Below are 23,252 nucleotides of genomic sequence, written 5' to 3'. Positions count from 1 at the left end.
ACCGTCCCCGGGCCGCCGGGCCCCTCAGCCCCGGATGGGCATCGCCATGATGGGCTCGGAGGTGGGCTGCTCGGAACCGCCGAGCGGTTCGACGGTCACCGCGACCCCCTCGGTGTCGGCGCCCCGGGGGGCGGCCGGGACCGGGGCGACCACGCCCTGGTCGTCCACCGGCAGCACCCCGGCCGAGTACACGGAGCCGTCGGCCCGCGTGAACCACAGCTGGTAGTCCTCGTCCTCCAGCGGCTCCAGGCCGTGGCCGCTGAACACCAGGCTGCCGTGCGCCTCGGAGTACACCGCCGCGACGAAGACGCCCTCCATGGGCTCGGCGGTGGTGTACTCCGCGCCCGGGTCCGACAGCACCGCGGCCACCAGCCGCTCGTTCTCCTGGAGGTCCCGGATGCGCTGCGCCTGCTCCCAGGCCACCGCGCCCAGCGCGACCGCCACGGCCAGGCAGGCGGCCACCACCCATGTCGACCCGCGTGTCCACCACCGGCGGACGGGCTCGGCCAGCCGGTCGGGCGGCGGGGCCAGCTGGCGGGTGCGGGCCACTTCCGCCATCACCCGGGCGCGCAGCCCCTCCGGGGGCCGGGTCCGCGCCGCCTCGCCCAGCAGTGCGGCCGTCTCGGTGAACCCGCGCACCTCCTGCACACACGAGTCGCACCGGGCCAGGTGGTCCTCGAACCGGACCGTCTCCTCCGGGGGCAGGGCGTTCAGGGCGTAGGCCCCCGACAGGGTGTGCGGGTCCTGCCGCAGTCTCCGGTTCACCACTCCACCCCCAGGCAGTCGCGCAACCGGATCAGGCCGTCGCGCATCCGCGTCTTGATCGTGCCCAGCGGAGTGGACAGAAGCCTCGCCACTTCACGGTAGGTGTAGCCGCCGTAGTAGGCCAGCCGTACCGACTGCCTCTGGAGTTCGGTGAGCGTGTCCAGGCAGCGCCGCACGCGTTCGCGCTCCAGGCGGTCGGTGACCTCCTCGGCGACCTCGTCGTAGGGGCGGTCCGCCTCGGCGGCGGCCGCCCGCGCCTCCCGGGCCGCGCCGACCTCCTCCGAGCGCACCCGGTCCACCGCGCGCCGGTGGGCGAGGGTCATCAGCCACGCCCGCGGGGTTCCGCGCCGGGGATCGTAGCGGCAGGCGGTGCGCCACACCTCCACCATGACCTCCTGGGCCACCTCCTCGGACTGGGCCGGGTCGCGCAGCACCCGCCGCACCAGTCCGTACACCGACGGGGCGACCCGGTCGTACACCTCCCCGAACGCGGCCTCGTCGCCGCGCGCCACCCGCCCCAGGAGGTCGGCGAGGGTGTGTTCGGGCCCGGGCACCGCTTCCGGTTCCACGGCCCGGGGGCCGTGCGGGTGCGCCGCGTCGTGATCCATCCGGTCCTCCCTGCCGCGATGGCGGGCCGCGCCGTCCGGCGCGGCCCTGAAGAGCCCGGACGACCCGGCCTACGCTCGCGGGCCGTCCGGGAGTCGTGCCAACTACTCCGGCATCAGCACGGTGTCGACGATGTACACGGTGGCGTTGGCGGTCTGGACGTTGCCGCAGACCACCTTGGAGTCCCCGTTGACGGTGAAGTCCTCGCCGGCGCCCTCGGTGGTGACGTCCCCGCCCTGGAGCGAGGTGAACGTCCCGTCCTCCAGGTCGGCGGGCGCGTGGCGGCCCTCGACCACGTGGTAGGTGAGCACCTCGGTGAGCTGCTCCTGGTCGGCGAGCAGCGCGTCCAGGTCCTCCTGCGGGATCTTCTCGAAGGCGTCGTTGGTGGGCGCGAACACGGTGATGTCCTCCGCCGAGTTCAGCGTGTCCACCAGGTCGGCCTCGGTGACCGCCGTGACCAGTGTGGACAGCACCGGGTTGTTGGAGGCCGCGGTGGCCACCGGGTCCTGGGCCATGCCCTCGAAGCTGCCCGCGCCGTCGGCCGGGACGGCCTCGCAGCCGGGTCCGAAGTTCTCGCCCGCGGTCTCGGTCATCTCCCCGCCGCCGTTGTCCGTGCCCTGGTCGGTGCTCTCCTCGGTGGCGGCGCCCTCGGCGGGGGCCTCCTCCTCGCCCATACCGCTGCACGCGGTCAGACCCAGGGCCAGAACGGCGGCGGCACCGGCGAGCATGCTCTTGCGGATCATCTCTATCTCCTTTGACTCTTCTTTTCTCGAGAACCGTGGGATCGGTGGGAAATCGTGCGGTGCGCCGGGCCTCAGGTCGCGGTGAACGCGATCCGGTGCCATCCGGTGGCCCCGCTCGGTATGGGTTCGGCGCGTTCGGAGGTCTGCACGGCGCCGGTGGCGTCGGTGGCGCGGACCTCGACGTCGTGGCGGCCGGGTCCGACGGAGACCTCGGCGACCCACTGGACCCAGGTGTCGATGCCGGGGACCTTGGCGAGTTCGGCGTCGGCCCAGGGCCCGCCGTCGACGCGCACCTCGACGGCGTCCACACCCCGGTGCTGGGCCCAGGCCACCCCGGCCAGGACGACCTCCCCGGACGGGACCCGGGCCAGCGGCGCGGGCACGTCGATCCGCGACATGGTGCGGATCGGGGCCCTGACGGCCCAGCCGCGCTGCGCCCAGTAGGCCTGTTCGTCGGAGAAGCGGGTGAGCTTCAGGTCGGTGACCCACTTGGTGGCGCTCACGAACCCGTACAGGCCCGGAACGACGGTGCGGACGGGGAAGCCGTGTTCGTGGGGGAGCGGGGTGCCGTTCATGCCCACCGCGAGCAGCGCGTCGCGGCCGTCCATGACGACCTCGGTGGGGGTTCCACACGTCCAGCCGTCGTGGGAGGTGGCCAGGATCTGGTCGGCGCCGGCGTGCACCCCCGCGCGGCGCAGCAGGTCGGCCAGGGGGTACCCCAGCCAGCGGGCGTTGCCGGCCAGGTCGCCGCCCACCTGGTTGGAGACACAGGTCAGGGTGATGTCCGCCTCGACCAGGGGCAGGTCCAGGAGCTCGTCCATGGCGATCTCGAAGGGGCGGTCGACCATGCCGTGCACCCGCAGCCGCCACCGGGAGGCGTCCGGGCGGGGAACGGTCAGCGCCGTGTCGATGCGGTAGAAGACGCGGTCGGGGGTGACGAACGGGGTCAGTCCCGGAACGCCCAGTTCGGTCGCCGCGGGCAGGGGCGGGAGCGGTCGCGCCGCGGCGGGCAGGACCACGGACTCCGGCCCTCCGGAGCCGCCGATCCACCCCGGTACCAGGCGGGACAGGGCTCCGGCGGCCCCCGCCCCGGCGGCGATCCCCAGGGAGGTCAGCACGAACGCGCGGCGTCCCGGCCGGTGCTCGACCGGGCCGGCGGGCGCGGCCCCGTCGCCGGGGTCCTGTCCGGCCGGTCGCGCGCGCCGGGCGGCGCGCAGCAGTACCGCCAGGCACAGGGCGCCGACGGCCACGGCGGCGAGGACGGGGATCACGGTCCTCACATCGCCGCCGCGGCCGACGAACACCGCCGTGACGCCCGCCGCGCCGAACACCGCCAGGCCCGCGTAGCCCAGGGACGGCCGCCGCAGCGCGACCACCCCGAGCACGACTCCCGCTCCCAGGAGGGTGACGACGATGCCCGAGAGCAGCACGACCTTGTCGGCGGTCCCGAACAGCGCGATCGCCCACTCGGTCAGGGCCTGGGGGGTGTTGTCGACGACGGCGTCACCGACGGCGACCACGGGGGAAGGTGTTCCCAGGAGCGCGGCGGCCAGTTCTCCGGCGGCCGCGCAGGCCGCCACGGTCACCGCGCCCACGCACGCGCCGGGGAGGAGCCGCCCTCTCCTGCGGATCCGGTCCCCGGTGTCCTGCGTTCTCGTGGTCACATGGGGTATTCGGAGCCGGACGGGGGGCGGATGGGTCCCGGACCGGATTTTTTTCCGGGGGCTACTCGGCGGTGAACCTCAGGTAGTGGTGGCCCTCGGCGCCGTCGGGGATGGTCTCCACCTCGACGTGGGACTGGGTGAACCCGGTGGCGTCGGTGGCGCGGACCTCCAGCGCGTGCATGCCGGGCTCGACGGAGACCTCGGTGACCCACTGGACCCAGGTGTCGATGCCGGGGACCCGCGCGAGTTCGGCGGTGGACCACTCGCCCCGGTCCAGCCGGACCTCCACCGCGTCGATGCCGGTGTGCTGGGCCCAGGCCACCCCGGCGACGGCCACGTCCCCGGCGGGGACCCGGGTGAAGTCGCCGGGGACGTCGATCCGCGACATGGTCTTGACCGGCCCGCGCTCCGCCCAGCCGCGGTCGGCCCAGTAGGCCTGTTCGTCGGAGAAGCGGGTGAGCTTCAGGTCGGTGACCCACTTGGTGGCGCTGACGTAGCCGTACAGGCCGGGGACGACGGTGCGGGCGGGGAAGCCGTGTTCGTGGGGGAGGGGAGCGCCGTTCATGCCCACGGCGAGGAGGGCGTCGCGGCCGTCCATGACGACCTCGGTGGGGGTGCCGCAGGTCCAGCCGTCGTGGGAGGTGGCCAGGATCTGGTCGGCGTCGGCGTGGACGCCGGCGCGGCGCAGCAGGTCGGCCAGGGGGTGTCCGAGCCAGCGGGCGTTGCCGACGAGGTCGCCGCCGACCCGGTTGGAGACGCAGGTCAGGGTGATGTCGGCCTCGACCAGGGGCAGGTCGAGGAGTTCGGCCATGGTGATCTCGAAGGGGCGGTCGACCATGCCGTGCACCCGCAGCCGCCACCGGGAGGCGTCCGGGCGGGGGACGGTCAGGGCGGTGTCGATCCGGTAGAAGTCGTCGTTGGGAGTGAAGAAGGGGGACAGCCCGGGGATCCCGAGGTCCGTGCCGGGCGCGAGCGCCGGGAGCGGTTCGGCGGCCGCCGGCAGCCGCAGCGCCCCGGGTCCGCCGGTCCGGCCCGACAGGGACGGCAGCCACAGTCCGGCCCCGCCCGCCACCGCTCCCGCGGCGATCACCCCCGCGGACGCCACCACCGTGCGCCTCCCCGGGCCGCCCGGCGCGGTGTCCGCACCGGTGCCGGGCTCGGCGTTCCCGGGCTCCGCGTCCACGGGCGCGGCGTCGGCGGGCGCAGGGGCGGCCGGGGACGCGGCGGGCAGGGTGCGGCGCAGGAGGGCCAGGGCCAGGGCGCCGGCCAGCGCGGCCACCAGGACGGGGACCGCGGCCCACGGGTCGTCGGTGCGGCGCAGCCAGGCGGCGGCCAGACCCGCCAGTGCGACCGCGCCCAGGACCGCGTACCCCGCGGCCGGTCGGCGCAGGGCGGGTCCGCCCGCGGCGCAGGCCACCGCGACCAGCACCAGCAGGACCCCCGCGACCAGCACCGCCTTGTCGGCCGCGCCGAACACCGAGATCGCCCACGCCACCAGCCCGAAGGGGCTGTGGTCCACCACCGCGTCGGCCACCACCGTCACCGGCGGCGAAACCCGCAGCAGTGCGGCGGCGGGCTGTGCGGCTCCCAGTGCGGCGGCCGCCGTCGCCAGGCCGATGAGCGGCCCCGCGAAACGGGGCGGGGCAGGTGCTGACATACCAGCAAGAATCGCCCATCCCCCGCCCCGGCGCCAGGCCCGGCGGACTTTCCGCCCGTTGTGGGGCACCACGGTCGGTTCGACTCCCGGAGTGCTGGAGGATGTTTCCCGTACGTCGTCTCCCCAACGATCGGAGTTCCCCCACATGGTGCGGAAGACGCCCCTCGCCGCGGCCGCGCTCATGGTCTCGGGCAGCCTTCTGCTCAGCGGCTGCACGGTCACCGCGGACATATCGGACTGGTGGTCCGAGACGTTCGGGGACGCGTCCGGGCCGCCCGAGGTCCGGGAGGAGTTCCCCTACGTCCGGGAGGGACGCATCTTCCAGGACACCGGGCAGGACACCGAGATGCGCTTCTCCGTCACGGGGCTGGAGCGCACCGACGAGTACACCGTCATGTACTACGAGATCACCTATCTCGACGACTTCTCCGGCCCCAACCGGAACCTCAGCATGGCCCACACCCTCGTCGACCCCCTCACCGGGCGCGTCTACCGGCAGTTCCTCGACGAGAACGGCCTCAAGTACGGCTCCGAGAGCCCCAACCAGGACGGCCTCTACCCCGTCCACGACGGGGTCACCAACGAGTACGTCCGCTACTTCCCGCGCATCCCCGACGAGGTGCGGCAGGTCACCTTCGTCGGCAGCGGCCTGGGCGCCATGACCGGCATCCCCATCCAGGACGTCGAGGAGGAGCGCCCCGACCCGGAGAGCCCCAACGGCCCCGACCACCTCTCCCTCGACGACCCGCCGCCGAGCGGCGAGAACCTCACCTTCGCCAACCGGCGCCCCGACGGGGACGCCGTCGCCGACGAGGGCTGGGTGCAGAGCTTCGTCGACTCCGAGATCGCCTCCACCACCCGCGACGGCGACCGCGAGATCATCTCGCTGCACTCCGACGTCATGTTCGAGTTCGACCGCTCCGACCTGACCGAGGAGGCGGAGGAGGTCGTCCGCCGGGCGGCCACCTCCCTGGCGGCCAACGTCGACCCCGACGAGCCCACCATCACGATCATCGGCCACACCGACGGCATCGGCGACGACGCCTACAACGACCGCCTGTCGGTGCAGCGCGCCGAGAGCGTCCGCGACCTGCTCGCGGAGGAGATCGGCCCGGGCTTCACCCTGGAGGTGGAGGGCCGCGGCAAGAAGGAGCCCATCGCCCGCGAGGGCGGCCCGGACGACGAGCAGGCCCGCGCCCGCAACCGGCGGGTGGAGTTCTCGTACATCTTCAACGACACCACCGAGGCGACGGAGGAAGAGGAGTACGACGACGACGGCCTGAACACCGCCCAGCGCAACGTCACCTGGCCCGCCCCCTACGACGACGACCCGGGTTCGGTGGTGGCCGAGAGGGAGCAGGACGGCATCCGCCTGGAGGTCTACCCGCTGCGGCGCGACGGCGCCTACGTGATCGGCACGGTCGCCCTCACCAACACCACCGACGCGCCGCTGATACCGGAGATGGGCGGCTCCGACGTGGTGGCCGGCGGCCCGGAGCAGTTCAGCAAGGGCACCCTGGGCGGCTTCCAGCTGTTCGAGCCGGAGAGCGGCCTGGTGCGGTACGTGGCGCAGATGGACTTCGGCGAGGGCCGCTACAGCAGCTTCGCGGAGGAGGTGCACGTCCTCCAGCCGGGCAACACCTACAACCTGGTGGCGGTGTTCCCGGCCCCGGCCACGAGCGTGGAGGAGCTGACCCTGCGCGCCGGGCCGTTCGGCGAGTTCGAGGAGGTCCCGGTCGAGTACTAGGGGGTGTTCTTCTGAACCTCCGCTGCGCTGCGGCCCGCCCGTCGCCCGCCACCGCCCTCAACGGACGGCCTATGGCCGCAGCTCGGCCACCTTGCTCGGCGCCCCCCGAGGGCGGGAACCTCCGGCCCTGCGTCGCGGTCCTCGCCCGCCCGTCGAGCGGCGGAAGGTCCTCAACGGACGGCCTACGGCCACAGGCTTTCCTCGAGGGCCGCTCCTCCGGGACCTCCGGAACCCCGCCGGGCGCCTCACGAACCCCAGGCGGTACAGGAGGGCGTTCGAAGAACGGGCTCTAGGCGGCACCACGGGGGTCGTCGGCGTCGCGCCGGCGGCCCCCGTTCCCGTGTCCGGGCCCGCCGCCCGGGGCACGGGGGGCACGGGACGCCCGGTGATCACGAAGCCGTAACCATGCGTGAAAACCTCAACTGTTACTTTTTCCTCGCGATCTACAGGTAATGGTGGTCTCCGTGTGACGAAGGTGGTGTCCCGCGATGAGCGGTGGAACGGGTGCGAATCCGAACGAGGCGCGGCAGGGCGGTGAGGACGCCGAGGCGCTGGCCACGGCGATGGCCGGCCTGGCCGACGCGTTCGACCTGACGGTCGACGACGCGATCCGGGTGGCGGGCGAGGAGGACGTCGAGGCCGGGTGGAGGTCCTTCCGCGAGCGCCACCTCCAGGGGTTCGTGGACGTACAGGGCCACGGGCTCCAGCTGGCCGACAACATCCAGGCCGGGGCGAGCGAGATCGCCCTCAACGACCTGGAGAGCTCCCAGGAGCTGTCCGGCGCCGCCCACCACGTGCCGCCCGGCCTGGGCAACGTCAACTTCTACTGACACCCCCTTCCCCCGTCTCCCCCGAACCCCCTTTGAGGAACCCCCGTGGCTTCTTTCGACCTCTCCCTCACCCTGCGCACCACCGACGCGATACCCGCCCTGATCCGCGCCCGGACCGCCGACTTCGAGGACCTCAACGGGCGCGTCCTGGGCGACGCGGGGGACCTCCAGGCCGCCCTGGACGGCGCGGCCGGGCAGTTCACGAGCATCCTGGCCTGGGATATCAGCACCCTGTCGGCCGAGGACCGGCAGCTGTGGACGGACGCCGCGGTGGCGCTGACCTACGCGGCGATGGTCAGCGACATGTGGGCCGACCACGTGGAGGAGTTCCGCGAGGGCCGCGAGGAGCTGCTGGAGGAGTGGAACACCGCCGTCGCCGACTGCGAGGGGCGGGTGCCGGGCGAGTACTCCGCCAGCCGCATCACCTCGACGTTCCCCGAGCGCAGGGGGTTCTGGAGCGCGGAGAACACCTGCCGGGACCTGTACGAGGAGCTGGTCGAGAAGCGCACGAGCGTCAGCGGCCGGTTCGACACCCTGTGGACCGCCTACCAGGAGCACGCCGAGGAGATCGGCGACATGCTGGAGGAGGGCGCCACCAAGGTCAACGTGCAGAAGCTCATCGACGGCGGGTACGCGAACTGGGCGTTCTACAACCTGGACCCGAACCGGTACACGATGCTGGTGGACGGCCGGGAGCTGACCGAGGAGAACGCCCGGGAGTGGTCCACCGAGCTGGCCGCCTACTGGTCCGGGGACAGGCCGCTGGACGACCGCTACCACGAGCTGATGCTCATGATGGCGATGATCGGCACCAACGCCAAACAGGCGCAGAACACGGGAAGCGGGTTCCGCTCCGAGGAGATCGACTTCCTGGAGGCCTTCTACACCAACCTGGAGCTGGAGGGCGGCGGGCCCTACACGGGCGTCCTGGCCGTCCCGGCGCTGATGGACGGCGACCACATGAGCGGGGAGGAGCGCGAGCACGCCCTGGGGGTGCTCGGCGACGGGCTGCTCACGCTCTCCGACGAGGACCTGGGCGGCGGGTACGACCTGCTGCCGGAGAGCGTGCGCCGGGCGACCGAGGGGCCCTTCCTCTACGAGACGGGCGCCGACGAGCCGCCGTACCTTCTGGCCACCTACCAGGACGACGCGCGGGCCCTGTCGCAGCTGCTCCGGTACACCGACGACGAGCTCCAGGGCGGCGACGCGTTCTCCACCAACCTCACCCTGGGCGCGGGCGCGTACATGCACTACTGGGGCGTGGAGGGCGAGAACGGCTGGGTGGTGTCGGAGGACCTGGCCCCGCTGGTGGAGGTCGGCACCCGCAACGAGGACGCCAACCACTACGTGCTCACCGGCGAGTACCCGGACGGCCGGGAGACCGTCCCGGGCCTGCCGGACTTCGCCCCGCACGAGCGGACCAACGCGGTCGAGGGCCTGCTCACCTACGACTGGCACGACGACGGCGCGACCGCGCGCGGGCTCATCGACTGGATCGCCGAGGACGCGCTGAGCGAGGACGACGAGGTCCGCGACCGCGCGGGGACGGCGTTCGAGGGGCTCATGGAGACCCTCACCGACGAGGCGATGTACGAGCAGCTCGTCAACACGGGCGTGCATATCACCGAGGGGGACAACAAGTACGAGGACGCGGTGTTCACCCAGTTCAACACGGAACTCGGGCTCGGGCTCGTGGACGTGTTCGACGCGAACATCTACAGCTTCTCCACGAGCGATGTGTGGGAGTCGGAGGACGTTCCCGTCGCAGGCGTCGGCGAGTTCGACCCGGACAGCGGGACCGTGCGCTTGGGGGCTGAGGAACGTGCCCGGTTCATGCACTATCTGATGGGTGGCGACGAGTCCGCGGCGCGGCTGATCCAGTCGGTCGACGTCTACCAGCAGGTCGAGACGGCGGCGTTCTTGGAGAACGGGCGCCCCGAGGAGAACGCCCGAGGGCTGGGAACGCTGCAGGCACTCCTGGAGGAGGCCACCGAGCGCGACGCCCGGGACCGGGAGGACGATCTGGGCCACCAGGTCGAACGGAACACGGCGATCGCCGAGTTCTTCGTCGGTGAGGCGGCCTCGCTGTCGGAGAAGATCCCGCTCATCGGCACGGCGGTGTCCAAGGGCATGGAGTTGGGCCAGGACAGCATCGTCAACGCGATCATCGATGGCGATTACGAGGTGGTCCCCCGGGGCTCCACCTACAGCAGCGAGATCAACCGGATACGCAACTTCGAGGTGGAGGCCCTGGAGTACGTGGCGCACCACGACCCCTCGAAGTTCAACGAAGTCCAGTACAACGGGGATCTCCAGGACCTGGTCGAGGGCGGGGTGATCACTGTCCGCCAGAACGGGGCGGTGCTCGACGCCGAAGACATCGGGGAGGACTTCGTGTTCGGCGCCGATGTCACGGTCACCGTGGAGAAGGACTCGAACAACTGGAACGAGGACTTCCGGCAGGACGGTGGCAGGTGGTCCATGGACGCCTCCATGGGCAACGTCATCGGGGATATGCCCTTCACGACCAGTGACGGGCGAACCTACCCGGGCGACTCGCGGGTCGACCAGTTCACGGGAGAGTTCGGTATCGGATACGGCGACGTGCGGGAGTACTTCAAGCCTGCTGAGGGGAGTGGCGGCGATGGAGAGTGAGGACCGGCGGGGCGGAGGCGGCGCGCGCGGACTCGTGCAGGGCGTATCCGCCCTCCTGGCACTGCCGCTGCTGGCGGGGTGCGCATCCGGCGCAGCTCCAGAGGATCAGCCGTCGGAGCCGGTCGAGCGGGCCGGTGTCTCCTTCTCGTGGATGGAGCGTGAGGTGAGCGTCCGGACACTGGACCGGATGTTCGCCGAGCACGGCTCGGAGGAGGTGCTGGGCAACACCGACGAACGGTCGCTGGACGTCCTGCTGGAGTCGGGGGTGGTCCGGCCGGCGGAGGACGGCGGGGGGTACGAGGTCGTCCTGGACAAGGAACAGTGGAACACCGATGACGCCGCCGGCGGCCTGCGCCGTCTGGACGGGGCCCTCGGCGCGGCGATGTGGCCGAACGAGGTGACCTGGTGCGGGGATCCGGTGGACGGCGAGGCGTTCGTGGACGCCTACACGGAGGAGTTCGAGGGCGCCTTCGACACGACCGGGGAGTACGAGGCGAGTGTCGCCGACTACGTCGACTGCGGGGACGGGCGCCCGTGAACGGGGCGGCCCCGGCGCCGTGGGCCGCCGGGGCCGCCCCGCCGGTCAGTGGGCGGGCGAGGTGAGGGCGAGGCGGGCGAGCAGGTCGCGGCCCCGTTCGGCGCTGCGGGGCTCGGACAGCACCTCGTACCGCTCGGCGACGATCTCCGTCCGCGACGCGAACGTCCGCTTCCCGCCCAGGGAGGCGTAGCCCATCGCCGCGAACGCGATGCCGGCGCCCACGCCCGCGAGCAGCCCCGCGAGGATCGACCCGAGGAGGCCGCCCGGGGTGAACATCCCCAGCACGACACCGATGAGCAGACCGAACCACACGCCCGACAGGGCCGCCGAACCCAGCACCCGGCCCCAGGTCAGCCGACCGGTGACCCGCTCCACCACGCGGGGCCCGGTGCCGACGATGGTGAGGTCCTCGACCGGGAAGCCGTTGGCGGCCAGGTGGTCGACGGCGCGCTGCGCCTCGGCGTAGGCGGTGTAGGACCCGATCGACCATCCCGTGGGCGGGGTGGGCAGGGTCCGAGGGTCAGGGGAGAACATGTGCACCTCCGGGTGCGGGTTCCTTGGTCGCCGGACCGCCCCCGCAGGGGTCCGGCGGTCGGGTGGCCCGGGGCCCGCAGGACGGGCGGACCCCGGGTCGGGGGGCCGGGGGTCCCGGTGCAGCGGGACACCCGGGGCGATCAGCGCCGGGTGGCGGCGCGTTGGTCCGGGACCGGGGAAGAACGGGCGGCGGGCGGTGCCATGGCCTGTGCCTCCTCCCTGCGTGCGCGGCGGCCTGCGAGGTCCTGTACTTGTGAACAACGGCCTTGCGTCGGTGGGTGTTCCCTAAGTTGAGCTTCTCTAACTCAACTCTAAAGAAGGGGGCGTGCGACCGGATCAGGGGCGCGGTGTGCGGGGGCGGCCCACGGACTCCTGGGCGGAGACGGCGGCGAGCACGGCGTCGGCGGTCTCCCCGGCGGTGCGGGAGCCGTCGACGGGCAGTTCGGCGAGGTGGAGCCGCTCGACCTCGGCGCGCACGAGCTCCTGGAAGCGCAGGGTGCGGGCCAGGAACACGTCGATGAGGCGCCGCTCCGGTGCGGAGGCGGCGGCGTGGCCGGAGTCCCTGTACATGCGCTCGCGCAGGAGGGCGTCCGGGGCGGTGAGCCACACGGCGCCCGTGCGCGGGGCGGTCAGGTCCGCGACGCGGGCCGGCCACAGCGCCGACCCCTCCAGCACCAGGCCGGGGCCCCCGCCGACGGCGTGCTCGGCGACGATCTCCTCGACGCGCGGCCACTGGCGCTCGTAGTGGGCGAGGACGGAGTCGATCAGCTCGTCCAGGGGCAGGGTGCCGTAGTGCTCGGCGACGTGCGGCGGCACCTCCCGGCCGGGCGTCCGCCAGGGGCGGCCCGGGTGCCGGGCCAGGTGGTCGGTGGTGGCGTGGGAGAAGCCGAGCCGCTCCGCGAGCGCCCGCGCGGCGGTGGACTTGCCGGTGTGGGACGTGCCGCCGATGAGGATCACCCGGATGCCGCTCATGCCCCCGACCCTAGCCGTGCGGGACCCGCGGACGGGGCGAGAGGGCGGAGAAGGGGGCCGGGGGCGCCGCGGCACGGGTACGGCGCCCCCGGGGCGCCTCAGTGGTCGGCCAGGTCGAGCCGGGCCAGCCGGTCGGGGTCGGACAGGATGTCGATCGCGGCGATCCTGCCCCCGGAGACGGTGAAGCTCATGACGGAGAACGGTCGGCCGTCAACGGTGTTGACCAGTCCGGCCAGGCCGTTGACGAGCGCCGGGCGGGTGTCGGTGCCGGTGGCCATGCGCTGGAAGGTGGAGAGCCGCCCGGCCACGGCCTCGACGCCGCGGACGACCTTCAGGCCGTTCGTGAGCGCGCCGCCGTCGGCGCGCAGCACCACGTCGGGGTCCAGGACGGACACCAGCGCCTCGAAGTCGCCGCCGCGCGCGGCGGCCAGGAAGGCGTCCACCACCTTTCGTTGCTCGGCCGGGTCCGGGTCCGGGCTCGGGGCCGCGCCGCGGACCCGCTGACGGGCCCGGCTGGCGAGCTTCTTGGCCGTGGCGGGGGTGCGGTCGACGATGGGCGCGATCTGCTCGAACGGCAGGCCGAACATGTCGTGCAGCACGAAGGCCAGGCGTTCGGCCGGGGAGAGCGACTCCAGCACCACCAGCAGCGCCAGTCCCACCGAGTCGGCCAGCAGCACCTGCTGCTCCGGATCGGTGTGCTCCTCCCTGCCGACCACCGGATCCGGCAGGCGCTCCTCCAGTGACTCCTCGCGCCGCACCTTGCGGGCGCGCAGTACGTCCAGGCAGACCCGGCCGACCACGGTGGTCAGCCAGCCGCCGAGGTTGTCGATGTCGTCGGAGTCCGAGCGCGCCAGGCGCAGCCATGCCTCCTGGACCGCGTCCTCGGCCTCGGTGAGTGAGCCGAGCATGCGGTAGGCGACCGCCCGCAGGTGGGGGCGGTGGCCCTCGAACCGTTCGGCCAGGAAGTCATGGGATGTCATGCCGGGGGGCCTCTCTTCTTCAGCGGTTTCAGTACTGATGACGCGCGGGACCCCGGAAAGGTGACCGCGAACGGGCGTCACCTTCGCCCCGTTCGGCCCGTCAATGCGGCGACCGACACGAGGGAAGGGTTGCCGAGGATGAACAGGATCCGGGTCCACGGAACGGTGGAGGACGGCTTCGAACCGGTGGAGGAGGTGTTCGCCGAGGTCGTGGCCGAGCAGGACGGCCTGGCGGGCTCGCAGCTCACCGCCTACGCGCACGGCCGGCGGGTGGTGGACCTGTGGGCCGGGGACGGGGTGGACGGCGACACGGTGACCGGGGTCTACTCCTCGACCAAGGGTGCCGCGACGCTGGTGGTGGCACTGTTGGTGCAGGAGGGGGTCCTCGGCCTGGACGAGCCGGTGGCCCGGCACTGGCCGGAGTTCGCCGCCGCCGGCAAGGACACGATCACGCTGCGGGACGTCCTGACCCACCGCTCCGGCGTCATCGGCGTCGACGGCGGCCTGTCGGCGGCCGAGCTGGCCGACGACGCGGTGATCGCGCGCCGCCTGGCCGGACAGCGGCCCTACTGGCGTCCCGGGGCGGCCTACGGCTACGGGGGCTTCGTCTCGTTCGCCATGGTGGGCGAGGTGATCCGGCGGGTGACCGGCCGGTCGCTGCAACGGATCTACGAGGAGCGCATCCGGGAACCGTACGGACTGGACCTCTACCTGGGGCTGCCCGAGTCCGAGGAGGAGCGGTTCCGGCCGATCCTGTGGTGGGAGGCGGACCCGGAGCGGGAGGCCGCGTTCTGGGCGAACGTCCCGGGCCCCCGGAGCCTCGTCGGCATCGGCTACGGGCTCGACGGCACGCCCCCGCTGGACCAGGTGGGCTTCGCCAACACGCGCGGCGTCCGCGCGAACGGCCCGGCCTCGGCCGGGGGAGTGGGCAGCGCTCGCGGCCTGGCCGGCCTGTACGCGGCGGCCGTCTGGGGCGTCGACGGGCGGCCCCCGCTGCTGGAGCCGGACACCGTCGGCGAGTTCGCCCAGCTGCACTCCGTCGGCGCGGACCTGGTCCGCGGCGATCAGGGGAACTATGCGCTCGGCTTCCAGGCCAAGGGGCTGCGGTACCCGTTCCTGAGCGCGAACGCCTTCGGCCATGACGGCTCGGCCGGTTCGGAGGCCTTCGCCGATCCGGTCGGCGGCATCGCCTTCGGCTATACCCGGCGCCGTTTCGGCTTCGGCTGGTCCTATCCCGAACACGACCGACTCGCCGCCGCGGTGCACGCCGCCGTCGCCTCCCGAGGAGAACGCGCATGAGCGACCACACCCCCGCCCGTTCGGACAGAAGCGGACTCGCACTGCTGGTGATGGCGGCCGCGCAGCTGCTGATGGTGATGGACGGCACCATCGTGACCGTCGGCCTGCCCGTCATCGGAGCCGATCTCCGGATCCCCGAGGGCGAGCTGGACCGGGTCCTCACCTCCTATGCCCTGGCCTTCGGCGGCCTGCTGCTGGTCGGGGGCCGCGCCGGCGACCTGTGGGGTCGACGCAGGCTGTTCCGTGTCGGGCTGGTCGTCTTCCTGCTCGCCTCCCTGCTGGGCGGTGCGGCCGGTAGCGGCGCCGTGCTGATCACCGCACGCGTGCTCCAGGGCGTAGGCGCGGCCATCGTCGCCCCGGCGGCGCTGTCCCTGCTCGCCGAGACCTTCCCCGCCGGGCCCCGGCGCAACAGGGCACTCGGCGTGTACGGAGCCATGGGCGGTCTCGGCTCCGTGGTCGGCCTGCTCCTGGGAGGCGCGCTCACCGAGTACCTGGGGTGGCGGTGGATCATGTTCGTCAACATCCCCATAGCCCTGCTGGTCCTGGTCGGCACCGTCGTCCTGGTGCCCGGAACCCGCCGCCCCGGCGGCCTGGACCTGCCCGGCGCCGTCACCGCGACCCTGGCCCTCGGCTCGCTGGTCTACGCGATCAACCGCGCCGGATCCCATGGGGTGGGCGACGGGACCGCCCTGGTCTTCGGCGCGTGCGCCGTCGCGCTGTTCACGGTGTTCCCGTTCATCCAGCGCGGCGCGCGCAACCCGATCCTGCCGCCGGGTGTGCCGGCCGACCGCGGCAGGCTCGGCGCCAACCTGGTCATGCTGCTCATGGGCGCGGGACAGCTGGCCACCTTCTACTTCCTCACCCTGTACATGCAGACGGTCCAGCAGTACTCGCCCATGACCACCGGCCTGGCCTACCTGCCGTTCGCCATCGGCGTCGGTATCGGCTCCGGTGTCGTCGGGCCTGCATTGCAGGCCCGCGCCTCCACCCGGACCGTTCTGGTGGTCGGCACGGCGACGGCCGCCACGGCGATGGCGTGGTTCGGCCTCCTGGCACCGGACCAGAACCCGCTGCTGGTGCTGCTGCCCGCGCAGCTGGTGGGGGGAATCGGCCTGGGAACCGGATTCGTCGCCGCCACCATCGGCGGCGTCAGGGGCGTCGCATCGCAGGACTCGGGCATCGCCTCCGGCCTCGTCAACACCAGCCAGCAGATCGGCGGTGCCCTGGGTTTGGCCGTGCTGGCCGGCGTCGCCGTCGCCACCACTGCGGCCCAGCCGCCGGGGACGGGCCTGAACGAGGCGCTCACCAGCGGATACACCGTCGGCATGCTCGGTGCGGGCGCCTTCTACGTGGTCGCCCTCCTCACCGCCGTCCTGCTGCTGCGACCACGCTCCGCGGAGCGGGACACCGAACTCCTCGAAAAAACCGCCGGATGAGGTCGCGTCCACCGGTCACCTTCGGCCCGAGCGATCCGTCATAGAGGCAGAACACCGAACGGAAGGAAACACCACCATGACCGCCACCGAGCAGCAGAACCGCCAGTCCCGCCTCCCCGACCCCGTCGCGCTCGTCCCCGAGCTCAAGGACATCGCCGGCGCCCTGTTCAAGGCGACCGGGAACGGCACGGTTCCGCGGACCACCATCGGCCTGGTCCAGCTGCGCGCCGGACAGATCGCCGGCAGCACGTACCTGACGAGCCTGCACACCGGCAACCTCCGCCGGGCGGAGGCGACCGAGGAGCAGATCACCGCCGTGGCCTCCTGGCGGGACGCGCCCTACTTCTCCGACGCCGAACGGGTCGCGCTGGAGCTGGTCGAATCCGTCCTGACCCCGAACGCGTCGGGCGAGCGGGTCCCCGACGAGCTGTACGCCAGGGCTTCGCAGCACTACGACGACAAGGCGCTCGCCACGCTGATCATGGCGATCGGCCAGGTCTGCTTCTTCCTGCCGCTGGCCCTCATCGGCAAGCCGCTGCCCGGGGTGTCCCCGGCGGAGCAGTGGAGGGCGTAGCGGCCCGGACCCCATGAGGTCGGTGGATCCCGTCCCGGGATGATGCCGACCGCGGAAAAGCCCTCGTGCTTCGACCGGAGCACGAGGGCTTCGCGTTGGGCGGGGTCGGGCGCGGGGCGGGCATGGGGAAGCCGCCTATCCCCGTGGCGACCGGCTTCGGTTGGCGGTGGCGGGCTGTGGGGGATCTCCCGACGGGTGAGCCGGAAGATATCCACAGGCTGTGGACGACTTTCCGGCGCCGGTCCGCGACGGGGGCGGAACACGTGGCCGGGGCGCCGGCGCGGCGCGAAGTGCCCGAAGTCAGTGGGTATCGGTCGGCTCGTGCCCGGGATGCGATTTTCGGGGGACGGGCAAGAGAAATCGGCCGACCGGTGGGTACCGGTCGGCCGTTGAGCGCGGTCGAAACCTAGGAGGCCCGATTCTTCACGCCGTGGAGGAACGCGGTCCAGGCATCGGGGTTGTAGTCGAGGTGGCCCAGGGGGCGGTTCTGGGTGTCACGGACAAGGACGAGAGGCCCCTCGGCGACCTCGACGCAACTGCCTTCTCCACTGCTGTGGCTGCTCTTGTGCCACTTCTCCACGGCGATCCTCTCGCTCGGGCTCAGGCGTGGAGCTTCACGCCCTGGAGGAAGGATGCCCACGCTTCGGCGGAGTAGTCGAGGTGTCCGAGAGGACGGTTCTGGGTGTCCCGGACGAGGACGCTCTGCCCCTCCGCCACCTCAACGCAGCTGCCCTGCCCCGAGCTGTAGCTGCTCTTGTGCCACAGCGGCCGACCGGACTCGTGCCTGCTCTTCAATGCTTTCCCTGACCTTCCTGACGAATTCGACGCTGGCGCCCATGGACAGTGCCTCGGCTTGCAGGAGCCCAAAGATGGTCATGCACTTCTGCACGGTCTCTTGATCGTCGATGAGCACCTCACCGCTCGCGTACTCGGCGGAGGCCAGCGGCGGATTGTCGGGAAAGGTGTAGATCCGGAACGGGCCTGCGGTCCCGGGGTGATAGTGGGACCGCGGGGGTGTGACCTGGAAGCGGATCCTGCCTTCCTCGGCAAGCTGGAGGACCCAGTCCAATTGGGCGATTTGAGTACGTTCGTCCCCCATGATGAGGTCTAGGACGAACGCCTCTACCACGATAGACACTAGCGGAGGGTGGTCCCTCATAAGTATCTCTTGCCTCTTTTTCCTCGCCAGCACCATCTCTTCCACCACTGAGGTGCTGGCCCACGGCAGGGAGTCACGAATCGTGGTGCGGGCGTACTCGGGCGTCTGGATCAGTCCGGGAAAGATCTGAGACTGGTACTCGCGGAGCTCGGTTGATTTCTGCTCCAGCTTCGGGACCTTTTTGTACCAGGGTGGGATGGTTTCGGTCTCCTGGCTCCTCTCCCACGCGCGGACCAGTTGGCCGTTGGCCTGGAGGGCCTGGTCGAGGAGGGTCACCTGGTCCTCGCTCATGCCCCGCTTGCCGTTCTCCCAGGCGGATACGTGAGCGGCGACCACGCTGGCGTAGGGCGCCAGCTCCGCCTGGGTCAGCTTGGCCTTGCGGCGGAGGGCCTTGAGTTCCTTGCCCACCCTGGCCCATTCGGGCTTGCGGCGATCCGACATTCGTCACCTGCTCAAAGGAGGGGGAAACCGGGGATAACCACGATGCAACGCCCTCTCAACCGCCCGCAACCGATTCACCGAAATGTTGTCCCTGTGGTTGATTCGCTGGCCTTTCCCCGAACCGCTGGCCCAAGGTGTTGTCACGAAGGCGCACGGTGACCGAAAGGGTCTTTGTACCCTTCTCGGTTCTTCTGGGTGGTTCTCGGCGTCGTCGGACAACGGTGCGGAAGGCGGATGAGCGCAGAATGGGATCGGTGACCCGCATGGAACCCCGTCGAGAGCGGAACACGGCCTCCAGCGACGACATCGAAGAGGTGGTGCCGCGACCGCCCTGTACCGCGCCGCCGGGCAGGATTCCGCTCCAGCGCCGGACCGCCGACCCGCGCGACCGGGTCGCGATCCTCGTGGACGTCGAGAGCGGGGAGCTGGGGCACTCCATCACGGTCCCGGGCGTCGCCGAGCAGACGGGGGTGCTGCGGCGGCAGCTCTCCGCGCTCGCGCTGCTGCCCGAGGCGCAGACCGACGTCCTTCAGGGCCTGGTCAGCGAGCTGTTCACCAACGCCGTCCGGCACACGCGCAGCGGGCTCCCCGGGGGCCGGGTCGTCGTGACCCTGCACCGGCTCCGGGGGCGGGTGCAGGTCAGGGTGACCGACCAGGGGCCGCGCGGCGGCGGTGTCGGGACCCCGCACGTGCGCGAACAGGACCTGGACCGGGAGGGCGGGTTCGGGCTGAGGCTCGTCGCCATGCAGGCGGACAGGTGGGGGACCCTGTCCGAGGGCGGGCGGACCACGGTCTGGTTCGAGCTGGATCGCGGGTGAGCCCGGCCATGTCCTGGAACCGCGCCGACGACGGTGAACAGTACGAGGCGGCCCGGCGGCTCAACGCCGAGGCGGGCCGGATGTGGACGGTGATGTGGGCCCCGGCCCTGCGCGCGTACGTGGCGTTCTACCAGGGGGCGGCCGTGGTCCGCTGGCAGAGCGCGCCCACGGCGGAGGGACTGGTGGAACGGCTGCGTGAAGCCGAACGGCTTCTCGGCTCGGACACGGGGAGGGCGTGGGCGCCGGCTCCCCGGCGTGACGGGGACGGCTCGCGGGCCCCCGGGGCCCGAACCGCCGGCGCGCACCGCCGCCCTTCGACCGCACCGCTTCCGCCGCCGGCTGGGACGCCGAAGCAGCGCCCCGTGCCCACACCGGTCCCCGCGCCGACCCCGCCCACGGCGGAGGCGACCGTGGCGGAGGCGCAAGCGATATGGGCGCCTGCGACGGAGCCGGTGCCGCTGATGACTTCTCCCGGCCGCCCTTCCCCGGCAGGGGACACCGGGACCGACGGCCGTACCGCTTCGGCGGAGGCGGCCGGGGATGATGCCCGCATGCTTCGGGCGGGGGCCATCGCCATCGATGGCCTGTCCACCCCGGCCGGGTCGGTCAGGGCCGTTGACCGCCCGTCCCCGGCAGGGGACACCGACATCGACGGCCGTACCGCCGTCGGCACGCGTGCCGCGGGGCGTCTTCCCCGTACCCTCGGCGCACCCGACGGCACGGGGTTCCTCCCCGAGCGCGTCGTCCCCGAGGAGGAGCGGACGGACCCGGGCGCGTCCGCGCGCGGCGGCGCCCGCACCGGGGACGTTCCCGCGCGCACCGGCCCCAGGGGCCTCCGGCACGCCCGGCTCGGCGGAGCCGACGACCGCGCCGCCGTGACCGCGCGGCTGCGCGGCCCGCGCACCGGAACCCGCACGGTGGTGATCCCCGGAGAGGGCCCGCCGCCGCAGGTGTGGGGACCCCTCGGGACCGGGGGACACGCGCGCGGGGGTTCGGCACCGTGAGAACCGAGCCCGCGACCGTGCACGAGGCGCTGCTCATGCTCCAGGACCGGAAGGACACGACCCGCGGCGCGCACCGGGAGGCCGCGACGCGGACGACCGGTTGGGAGTGGCCGATCCCGCAGCCGACCCTGGAGGAGGTCATCGCCTCCCTGGAGATGGTGTACGACCTGGCGGAGGGCACCGCGGAGGACGCCGAGGCGATCCTTCGCCTGGTGCACACCCTGCGCGGCCTGCACACGGGCCCCGCACACCGCTCCGTCCTCGACCACCTCCACTCCGCTCATCGCTGACCCCGGCCCGGCACCGGCCCCGCGCCCCGCCCCGGGCTCCGGCGGGACGCGGGGACCGGTTCAGGACACGGGTGGTCGGGTGGCCGACCAGCGGCGGAGTTCGTCGGCCAGGGCGACCGGGGCGTCCAGCTGGATCAGGTGCCCGGCCTCCGGGACGAGGGACAGCGTGCTGCCCGGGATCGCCTCCCGCAGCCGGTGGGCGCGGTCGACCGGGATCCAGGTGTCCTCCGTCCCCCACACGATGTGCACGGGGAACGGCAGCTCCGCCAGGTGCGGTTCGACCTCTTCCGTGAACCGCTCGTCGGCCTGGGCGATCTGCCGGTAGAACGCCTCCTTGCCCTCCTCGCCCAGCCACGGGCCGACCAGCGCGTCGAGCTCCTCGGGCCGCAGCCCCCGGTGCGACGCCCCGGCGATGTAGGCGCGCAGGGCCCCCTCGTGCACCGCGTCCGGCAGGCGGGCGAACACCGCCGCGTTCTCCCGCACCAGCCGGAAGAACGGCGACCCCCACGGCCGCAGCGCCACCACGTCCACCAGGCACAGCGCCAGGTACGCGGCGCCGTGCAGCAGCGCCGCGCGCAGCGAGACGGCGCCGCCGTAGTCGTGGGCGATGACGCGCGGGCGCTCCAGCCCCCAGTGGTCCAGGAGCGCCGCGAACGCCTCGCCCTGCACCCCCAGGTCGACCGGGTTCCGCGGGTCCTTCGAGGAGGCGCCGTAACCCGGCATGTCCCACAGGTACACGGTGAAGTCGCGGGCCAGCGCGTCGGCGAACGGCGACCACAGCCGCGAGGACCACGGTGTGCCGTGGCACATGACCAGGGGCGGTCCCGCGCCCCGGCGCCCCCAGGCGATCCGGTGCCCGCGCCACTCGAACATCTCTTTCACGTCCATGGTCTCCAGGGTGCCGGAGATCGGGGCGGGAGGAGGGTTCGTCCACAGGGCGGATTCCACAGAGGCCGGCACGGAGCGCGTGGACCGGAAAACGTGTGGACACCGGCCCGGGGTCGGGGGATAGGTTCTGTTCCGTGTCCTCTCCCGAAGCGTCCAGACGCGTGCCGCCGGTCCGCCGGTAGGCACGTGACGCCGCCGACGCCCTCAGCCGTCGGCCGAGATCCCAGGCCCCCGCAGCGGGGTCTGCCTCCCATGCGCTCGTGAACACCGGCGGTGCCGCGCGCCCGCCTTCCCTTCACACGACGCTCTCGGGAGACACCCGTGCCATTTCTGCTGTACATGCTCGCCCTCGCGGTCTTCGCGCAGGGCACGTCGGAGTTCATGCTCGCCGGGCTGCTGCCCGCCGTCTCCGCCGACCTGGACGTTTCCATTCCGCAGGCGGGGCTGCTGACCTCGTCCTTCGCCGTCGGCATGGTGATCGGCGCGCCCGTGATGGCCGCGCTGGGCCGCCGGTGGTCACCGCGGTGGACCCTGACCGGCTTCCTCGGCCTGTTCACCGCCGCCCACGCCGTGGGCGCCCTCACCGACGACTTCTCCGTCCTGCTCGCCACCCGGGTGGTCGCGGCCCTGGCCAACGCCGGATTCCTGGCGGTCGCCCTGGCCGTGGTCGCCGCCGTGGTGCCCGCGGGCCTGCGGGCCCGCGGGCTGGCGGTGGTGCTCGGCGGCACCACGCTGGCGCTGGTCGCGGGGGCCCCGCTGGGGGCGGTCCTGGGGGCCGGGTTCGGCTGGCGGTCGACGCTGTGGGCGGTGGCCGCGGTCTCGCTGCCCGCGCTCGTCGCGGTGGCCGTCGCCACCCCGAACCGGGCCGGCGGCGCTCGGCCGGACGCGGACCGGGACGACCTGCCCGCTGCCGACGCCCCCGGCCTGGGCGCCGAGCTCGCGGTCCTCGGCCGTGCCCGCCTCCAGGCCGTCCTGCTGCTCGCCGTGCTCGTCAACGGTGCGACGTTCTGCGTGTTCACCTACCTCGCCCCGCTGGTGACGGACGCGGCGGGGCTGTCGCCGGGCGCGGTCCCGGTGGTGCTGGCGCTCTTCGGGGCCGGGGCGTTCGCCGGGGTGCGGGCGGCGGGGGCCTTCGCCGACCGGCACTGGCGGACGCTGCTCCTCTGGGGCGGATGCGGGCTGCCGGCGTGCTGGGGCCTCCTCGCCGCCACCGCTTCGCACGCCGCCGCCGTGGTGGCGCTGGTCCCCCTCGCGGGCGCGCTGTCGTTCGCGGTGGGCGGCACCCTCATCGCCCGCATCATGGCGAACGCCGCGGAGGCGCCCACCATGGGCGGTTCGTTCGCGACGGCGGCCCTCAACCTGGGCGCCGTCGCCGGGCCCGTGCTGGGCGGGACCGCCTACGCCGCGGCCGGGGCGCACGGCCCGGTGCTGGTGGCGGTGGCCCTGGTGCTCGCCGCCCTCGCCGCGGGCGGCGTCCAGGCCCTGGCCGCCGCCCGGACGGCCGCCCGGGCGGGTGCGCCGACGCCCGACGACGTCCGCGACTGAGTCAGCGGACGGCCGACGCGAGCGGCCGCCTCCCCGCCCGTCGCGGGCGGGGAGGCGGCCGCGACGCGGCCCCGGAAATGTCGGGGGCGGACGGTACAGTGCGGGGA

General features: G+C 72.9%; 23 protein-coding genes. 11 read left to right on the top strand and 12 right to left on the bottom strand.

Going from position 1 to position 23,252, the window contains the following annotated elements:
- Positions 1–24: 24 nt before the first annotated feature.
- From ABZ249_RS06005 to ABZ249_RS05985, 5 genes are all read right to left on the bottom strand, one after another.
- Positions 25–765 (bottom strand): anti-sigma factor, encoded by a 741-nt coding sequence (locus ABZ249_RS06005; protein ID WP_355257860.1) that lies wholly within the window; start codon positions 763–765, stop codon positions 25–27.
- Positions 762–1,373 (bottom strand): sigma-70 family RNA polymerase sigma factor, encoded by a 612-nt coding sequence (locus ABZ249_RS06000; RefSeq protein ID WP_355257857.1) that lies wholly within the window; start codon positions 1,371–1,373, stop codon positions 762–764. The genes ABZ249_RS06005 and ABZ249_RS06000 overlap by 4 nt, the downstream gene beginning before the upstream one ends.
- A gap of 102 nt (positions 1,374–1,475) precedes the next feature.
- Positions 1,476–2,114 carry a fasciclin domain-containing protein gene (locus ABZ249_RS05995; RefSeq protein WP_355257854.1) on the bottom strand — a complete coding sequence of 213 codons (639 nt, stop codon included), beginning with the start codon at positions 2,112–2,114 and terminating at the stop codon, positions 1,476–1,478.
- A gap of 71 nt (positions 2,115–2,185) precedes the next feature.
- Entirely contained in the window at positions 2,186–3,778 is a 1,593-nt protein-coding gene (locus tag ABZ249_RS05990; protein ID WP_355257851.1) for a molybdopterin-dependent oxidoreductase, read from the bottom strand.
- Positions 3,779–3,839: 61 nt separating this feature from the next.
- The gene (locus tag ABZ249_RS05985; RefSeq protein ID WP_355257848.1) at positions 3,840–5,435 is read right to left on the bottom strand and encodes a molybdopterin-dependent oxidoreductase; all 1,596 of its coding nucleotides are present in this window, start codon (positions 5,433–5,435) and stop codon (positions 3,840–3,842) included.
- Positions 5,436–5,580: 145 nt separating this feature from the next.
- On the opposite strand from ABZ249_RS05985, the gene ABZ249_RS05980 reads away from it, so the two are divergent.
- The 4 genes from ABZ249_RS05980 to ABZ249_RS05965 all read left to right on the top strand — a co-directional run bounded on the left by ABZ249_RS05980 (position 5,581) and on the right by ABZ249_RS05965 (position 11,205).
- On the top strand, positions 5,581–7,182 hold the full coding sequence (locus tag ABZ249_RS05980; RefSeq protein WP_220564237.1) for an OmpA family protein: 1,602 nt from the start codon (positions 5,581–5,583) through the stop codon (positions 7,180–7,182).
- 488 nt (positions 7,183–7,670) lie between these two features.
- Positions 7,671–8,012, top strand: coding sequence for a hypothetical protein (locus tag ABZ249_RS05975; protein ID WP_220564238.1), 342 nt, complete (start codon positions 7,671–7,673; stop codon positions 8,010–8,012).
- Between the two features lie 45 nt (positions 8,013–8,057).
- The gene (locus tag ABZ249_RS05970; RefSeq protein ID WP_355257844.1) at positions 8,058–10,667 is read left to right on the top strand and encodes a hypothetical protein; all 2,610 of its coding nucleotides are present in this window, start codon (positions 8,058–8,060) and stop codon (positions 10,665–10,667) included.
- Positions 10,668–10,830: 163 nt separating this feature from the next.
- Positions 10,831–11,205, top strand: a complete 375-nt coding sequence (locus ABZ249_RS05965; RefSeq protein WP_355257842.1) for a hypothetical protein — start codon at positions 10,831–10,833, stop codon at positions 11,203–11,205.
- A gap of 45 nt (positions 11,206–11,250) precedes the next feature.
- On the opposite strand, the gene ABZ249_RS05960 is transcribed toward ABZ249_RS05965, so the two are convergent.
- From ABZ249_RS05960 to sigJ, 3 genes are all read right to left on the bottom strand, one after another.
- Entirely contained in the window at positions 11,251–11,739 is a 489-nt protein-coding gene (locus tag ABZ249_RS05960; RefSeq protein ID WP_355257839.1) for a general stress protein, read from the bottom strand.
- Between the two features lie 336 nt (positions 11,740–12,075).
- Complete coding sequence (locus tag ABZ249_RS05955; RefSeq protein WP_355257836.1) at positions 12,076–12,711, bottom strand: AAA family ATPase; 636 nt, start codon at positions 12,709–12,711, stop codon at positions 12,076–12,078.
- A 98-nt stretch (positions 12,712–12,809) separates the two neighbouring features.
- Positions 12,810–13,691 (bottom strand): RNA polymerase sigma factor SigJ, encoded by an 882-nt coding sequence (sigJ, locus tag ABZ249_RS05950; protein WP_355257833.1) that lies wholly within the window; start codon positions 13,689–13,691, stop codon positions 12,810–12,812.
- A 138-nt stretch (positions 13,692–13,829) separates the two neighbouring features.
- Between sigJ and ABZ249_RS05945 the strand changes: the two genes are divergently transcribed.
- The 3 genes from ABZ249_RS05945 (at position 13,830) to ABZ249_RS05935 (ending at position 17,000) form a co-directional block, all read left to right on the top strand.
- The gene (locus tag ABZ249_RS05945; RefSeq protein ID WP_355257831.1) at positions 13,830–14,990 is read left to right on the top strand and encodes a serine hydrolase domain-containing protein; all 1,161 of its coding nucleotides are present in this window, start codon (positions 13,830–13,832) and stop codon (positions 14,988–14,990) included.
- Positions 14,987–16,426, top strand: coding sequence for an MFS transporter (locus ABZ249_RS05940; RefSeq protein WP_355257828.1), 1,440 nt, complete (start codon positions 14,987–14,989; stop codon positions 16,424–16,426). Before ABZ249_RS05945 ends, ABZ249_RS05940 begins: the two co-directional genes overlap by 4 nt.
- A gap of 76 nt (positions 16,427–16,502) precedes the next feature.
- Complete coding sequence (locus ABZ249_RS05935) at positions 16,503–17,000, top strand: carboxymuconolactone decarboxylase family protein (RefSeq protein ID WP_220564246.1); 498 nt, start codon at positions 16,503–16,505, stop codon at positions 16,998–17,000.
- Between the two features lie 406 nt (positions 17,001–17,406).
- Here ABZ249_RS05935 and ABZ249_RS05930 read toward each other — a convergent pair whose 3' ends face one another.
- Genes ABZ249_RS05930 through ABZ249_RS05920 form a run of 3 tightly spaced genes read right to left on the bottom strand, consistent with a single transcriptional unit; the run spans position 17,407 to position 18,567 of the window.
- On the bottom strand, positions 17,407–17,580 hold the full coding sequence (locus tag ABZ249_RS05930; RefSeq protein ID WP_220564247.1) for a DUF397 domain-containing protein: 174 nt from the start codon (positions 17,578–17,580) through the stop codon (positions 17,407–17,409).
- Positions 17,581–17,600: 20 nt separating this feature from the next.
- Entirely contained in the window at positions 17,601–17,717 is a 117-nt protein-coding gene (locus ABZ249_RS05925; RefSeq protein WP_255646951.1) for a DUF397 domain-containing protein, read from the bottom strand.
- A gap of 1 nt (position 17,718) precedes the next feature.
- The gene (locus ABZ249_RS05920) at positions 17,719–18,567 is read right to left on the bottom strand and encodes a helix-turn-helix transcriptional regulator (RefSeq protein WP_355257823.1); all 849 of its coding nucleotides are present in this window, start codon (positions 18,565–18,567) and stop codon (positions 17,719–17,721) included.
- A gap of 296 nt (positions 18,568–18,863) precedes the next feature.
- Here ABZ249_RS05920 and ABZ249_RS05915 point away from each other — a divergent pair, with 296 nt between their 5' ends.
- From ABZ249_RS05915 to ABZ249_RS05905, 3 genes are all read left to right on the top strand, one after another.
- A complete protein-coding gene (locus ABZ249_RS05915; RefSeq protein ID WP_220564253.1) occupies positions 18,864–19,418 on the top strand; it encodes an ATP-binding protein in 555 nt (184 codons plus the stop codon).
- Between the two features lie 551 nt (positions 19,419–19,969).
- Positions 19,970–20,422: a hypothetical protein gene (locus ABZ249_RS05910; RefSeq protein WP_355257819.1), complete on the top strand. Its 453-nt coding sequence runs from the start codon at positions 19,970–19,972 to the stop codon at positions 20,420–20,422.
- Positions 20,419–20,712 carry a hypothetical protein gene (locus ABZ249_RS05905; protein ID WP_220564257.1) on the top strand — a complete coding sequence of 98 codons (294 nt, stop codon included), beginning with the start codon at positions 20,419–20,421 and terminating at the stop codon, positions 20,710–20,712. Before ABZ249_RS05910 ends, ABZ249_RS05905 begins: the two co-directional genes overlap by 4 nt.
- 60 nt (positions 20,713–20,772) lie before the next feature.
- Here ABZ249_RS05905 and ABZ249_RS05900 read toward each other — a convergent pair whose 3' ends face one another.
- On the bottom strand, positions 20,773–21,600 hold the full coding sequence (locus tag ABZ249_RS05900; protein ID WP_355257817.1) for an alpha/beta hydrolase: 828 nt from the start codon (positions 21,598–21,600) through the stop codon (positions 20,773–20,775).
- Between the two features lie 321 nt (positions 21,601–21,921).
- Between ABZ249_RS05900 and ABZ249_RS05895 the strand changes: the two genes are divergently transcribed.
- Positions 21,922–23,145, top strand: coding sequence for a Cmx/CmrA family chloramphenicol efflux MFS transporter (locus ABZ249_RS05895; RefSeq protein WP_355257815.1), 1,224 nt, complete (start codon positions 21,922–21,924; stop codon positions 23,143–23,145).
- The last annotated feature ends 107 nt before the right edge of the window (positions 23,146–23,252 follow it).

This window comes from Nocardiopsis sp. NPDC006139, assembly GCF_040614155.1.
GTDB classification, from domain to species: Bacteria; Actinomycetota; Actinomycetes; order Streptosporangiales; family Streptosporangiaceae; genus Nocardiopsis; species Nocardiopsis changdeensis.
The sequence above is the reverse complement of the archived record's forward strand: the minus strand, read 5'-3'. Positions and strand labels throughout refer to the sequence as shown.